Origin of the sequence: Actinocrinis sp. (assembly GCF_035946395.1) — a bacterium.
Taxonomy (GTDB): domain Bacteria; phylum Actinomycetota; class Actinomycetes; order Streptomycetales; family Catenulisporaceae; genus Actinocrinis.
On the sequence record NZ_DASYZI010000083.1, the window covers coordinates 1 to 3,656 of the forward strand.

Sequence of the window (3,656 nt, forward strand, 5' to 3'; positions counted from 1 at the left end):
CGCCTCGACCGGCAACTTCGCATCGCTGATCAGCGATATCGCCACCCGGGTGGAGCACATCCTGGGTGTGGAGTTCTCCAGCCGCGGCTACGACCCCGCGTTCGGCGCGATGTACTCGCAGATGCTGGTCGGGATGGTGGCCCTCACCGGCCAGTGGTGGTTGGACGAACGCCACCCGACCAAGGACGAGGTGGTGGCGCACCTGGTGAACCTGTCGTGGAACGGGCTGTCCGGGCTGGAACACAATCCGCGCCTGTTGACACGTAAGCGCGGCGAGACGCGCTGAGGCGCCGCAGCGCTGACCCAGGACGGGCACTACGCAGGGATACGCGCGACAGCGAACACTCGGCGATAGGGCAGCACTTGGACGGTACGTCCGTCGAACAGTTCAGGTGGATACGCGACGCGCAACGCGTCCGCGTATGCGTTCACGAAGTCGCGTGCGGCGTCGGTATCTGATGATTCTTCGAACTCGGCCGTGGCCTTGTGGGCAGCTGTAGGCTCGTCTGCCGGTACGCGTCGGTCGAGTTCGAAGAGGGTGCCTGGTCCGCCGAGTTCGGTGAGGACGGGGCGCAGCGCGGTCGAGGAGACGAAGTCGAGGACGCCGTTCACGCCGGGCAGCACGTAGTAGTACGTCGTCTCCCATGCCTCCGCCTCACCGCCGGCCGCGGTCAGCGCACGCAGATAGTCGGCGGGCTCGTGCGAGGACGGCCGGAAGTGCGCCCCGGTGAACCGGTCCGACCAGCGGCTGTCCCGCTGCAAGTCGCCCAGCAGCGTGTGCGAGGGCGCGCCGAAGTTCCCGGGGACGCCCATGGCGAACCAGCCGCCGGGAGCGACGTGGCCGAGCAGGGTCGGCAGCAAGTCCAGATGTCCTGGAACCCATTGCAGCGTGGCGTTCGTGATCAGCACGTCCACCGGCGGCGCAGCGCGCCAGTCGCGCAGGTCCGCGCGCTCGAACCGGAGCCGTCCCGCGATCTGCTTGGCCTGCGCCGCCGCGATCATCTCGGCCGAACTGTCCAGCCCGAGCACGTCGGCCTCCGGCCACCGCTCGGCGAGCAGCGCGGTGGCGTTGCCGGGGCCGCAGCCGAGATCGACGACGCGCACCGGGCGCTCGGCGGGGATGCGGGCAAGCAGGTCCGCGAAGGGGCGGGCACGCTGCTGCGCGAACCGCAGATAGCGCTCCGGATCCCAGGTGGTGGACTGGGTCTGCATGGCGCCTCCAATTATCTCGATATCAAGATACCGGGAGATCCTCGCAGCAGATTATCTTGACATCAAGATGCTTGGCGTCAAGTGTCTTGATAGACTGATCACGGTGGGCTCAGCAGGCCGAGGGCCGGACACGCGGTGACCTGGACACGGTGCGTCTTGGGCACGGTGTGTCTTAACGATGTGTCTTGGACACAGCGCGGCCCAGAAGCAATGGGGCCGGGCAGAGGGGAAGGCGGAGACCGAGGATGACTGAAGCTGCGCGGGACGAGGTCGACCGCCTGGTCGCCGCGTGGCGCCGGGAGCGTCCCGACCTGGACGTCCAGCCGCTCGAAGTGCTCAGCCGGGTCACCCGGCTGGCCCGGCACCTCGACCGGGCGCGGCGTACGGCCTTCGCCGAGCACGGACTCGAACCCTGGGAGTTCGACGTGCTGTCCGCACTGCGCCGGACCGGCGAGCCGTACCAGCTCTCTCCGGGCCAGTTGCTCACGCAGACCTTGGTCACCTCCGGCACCATGACCAACCGGATCGATCGGCTCGCGGCCAAGGAACTCGTCGTGCGCGGCCCGGATCCGGCGGACCGGCGCGGCGTGCTGGTGCGGCTGACGACGGCCGGCCGCGAGTTGGCAGACGCCGCGCTGGCCGGACTGCTGAAGAACGAGCGCGAACTGCTCGCGGCGCTCCCGGCGGATCGGCTCACGACGTTGGCCGACCTGCTGCGTACCCTGACGCTCCCGTTCGATATCGCGGAGCATTAAGCAACCACCGCATTAAGCAACCCAGCGCAGCACGCGACACAACCACGTGGCACCAACCGTGCGCTGGATGCGATCTACGCGCTAGCGCAGCAAGGCGGCGGCGAGTAGGGCACGCAGCAGTGGCACAGCAGGGCTCGGTTGCTTGGAGATCGAGTCCAGCAGCACGGCGACCATCCACTGTGAGCGGTCCGGGGCGCCGGATCCGATGGTGAGCGCTCCGGTGTATCCAGCAGCCGCGAGCTTGGCCGCTCCCGGCGGCAGAGTCTCCGAGTGGCCGTTGCCCGGCACGCCGTCGGGTCCCCCGCCGGATCCGCTGTCACTCAGTTCGATGAACTCGCCACCGCCGAGCAGCACGTCCTCGATGCCCGTGAAGTGCTCCGGCCCGACCGGCTGCTGCGTCAGCGCGAGTAAGCCGTCATCGACTGAACCCGGCTCCGCGGGCGTCCGGTACACCGAATACCGCACGACGCCGAGCGGCTCCGATTTACCCGGCTTGCGGTAGATGTACCAAGACGCTGCGTCAAGGCCACGCGCGACGACATCCGCGATCACCTCGACGCGGTCCACCGTCGGGACGGCGGACGTGGTGCGGTGCGCCTCCTCGTCGAGGGCGGAGAACGCTTCGGTGAGCAGGGACTCGATAGCCAATCCGCTGCGACCTCGATACGCGCGGCGATCCGGCACGAGACCACCGGGGATCGGCGGCGCGGTGCGGGCGGTCGGCATCGTGAAGATCGCGGCGTCCGGCGGCTGTCCGCGACCGGCGACGACCGGGTGCAGGGAACGCGACCGCTTGGCGCGGTACTGCGCCGCGTCGGCCAGACGGAAGAGCCGGTCACGCGTGATGACGTCGCCTATCCGGTCGCCGGTGGACGCGACGCCGCATGCGACGCCCTCACCGCCGCGCACGGTCAGCGCCAGGTTGCACAGCTCCTCAGCAACGCGTACCGCGTCGTCGGCGCCGTATCCCTCGATCAGGACGCAGAACTCGTCGCCGCCTAGCCGCGCGGCCAGTGAGCCGGGCAGCAGTGCGGCTGCGGCCGACATGACGCCGGCCAACTGCACGAGCAGCGCGTCGCCGTGATCGTGGCCGTGACCGTCGTTCATCCGCTTCAGGCCGTTGACGTCACAGACAATGAGCGAGACCACTGTCCCGTCGCTGGCGTGCCGGTCGATCGCCGCGTCGAGGCGCGCGTCGAAGGAGCGGCGGTTGGCCAGGCCGGTGAGCTGGTCGGTGTACGCGAGCCGCTCGATCTGGCGGACGTGGTCCGCCTTGGCCAGTCCGGCGGCTATCTGCGCGGTGAGCGCGGCGGCGAAGTCCACGTCCTCGCGGTCGTAGACCGGCTGGTCGGAGGTGCGCGCCGCGAACAGCTCGCCCCACGCGCGGCCGTTGTACACGATCGGGGCGATCAGCGCGGAGTGCCGGCCGCGGCGGCGCAGCATGGAGACCCGTTTGGGGTCGCCGTACTCGTCGTCGGCGACCTGGATCCACGGCCCGAGGTCGTCCTCGCTCAGCAGGATCTCGGGGAAGTCGGAGACCGGGTAGGACTCCTCCTTCGGGAAGGCCGACTCGCCGGCGGCGAGCTTGCCGTGATTGGCCAGCACCCGCAGCCGTCCGGTCTGCCGCTCCCACATGGAGATCGAGGCGACCGCGGCGCGCAGGTCGCGCTGGGCCTCACGGGCGGCGAT

3 protein-coding genes and 1 pseudogene are annotated in these 3,656 nt (G+C 69.5%); 2 read left to right on the plus strand and 2 right to left on the minus strand.

Going from position 1 to position 3,656, the window contains the following annotated elements; translation table 11 throughout:
- Window positions 1–286 (plus strand): annotated as a pseudogene (locus VGS97_RS05630) (TetR/AcrR family transcriptional regulator); the annotation flags it as partial.
- Window positions 287–315: 29 nt separating this feature from the next.
- On the opposite strand, the gene VGS97_RS05635 reads toward VGS97_RS05630, so the two are convergent.
- Window positions 316–1,212, minus strand: a complete 897-nt coding sequence (locus VGS97_RS05635; RefSeq protein WP_326852139.1) for a methyltransferase domain-containing protein — start codon at window positions 1,210–1,212, stop codon at window positions 316–318.
- A gap of 245 nt (window positions 1,213–1,457) precedes the next feature.
- Between VGS97_RS05635 and VGS97_RS05640 the strand changes: the two genes are divergently transcribed.
- Window positions 1,458–1,967, plus strand: a complete 510-nt coding sequence (locus VGS97_RS05640) for a MarR family winged helix-turn-helix transcriptional regulator (RefSeq protein ID WP_326852140.1) — start codon at window positions 1,458–1,460, stop codon at window positions 1,965–1,967.
- An 81-nt stretch (window positions 1,968–2,048) separates the two neighbouring features.
- Here VGS97_RS05640 and VGS97_RS05645 read toward each other — a convergent pair.
- Window positions 2,049–3,656: sensor domain-containing diguanylate cyclase (locus VGS97_RS05645; RefSeq protein ID WP_326852141.1), on the minus strand; the 1,608-nt coding region annotated here is incomplete at its 5' end.

What these genes read in the sequence shown, in the direction of transcription:
- VGS97_RS05635 (WP_326852139.1), bottom strand. Translation starts at nt 1,212, where the DNA reads ATGCAGACCCAGTCCACCACCTGGGATCCGGAGCGCTATCTGCGGTTC.
- VGS97_RS05640 (WP_326852140.1), top strand. Translation starts at nt 1,458, where the DNA reads ATGACTGAAGCTGCGCGGGACGAGGTCGACCGCCTGGTCGCCGCGTGG.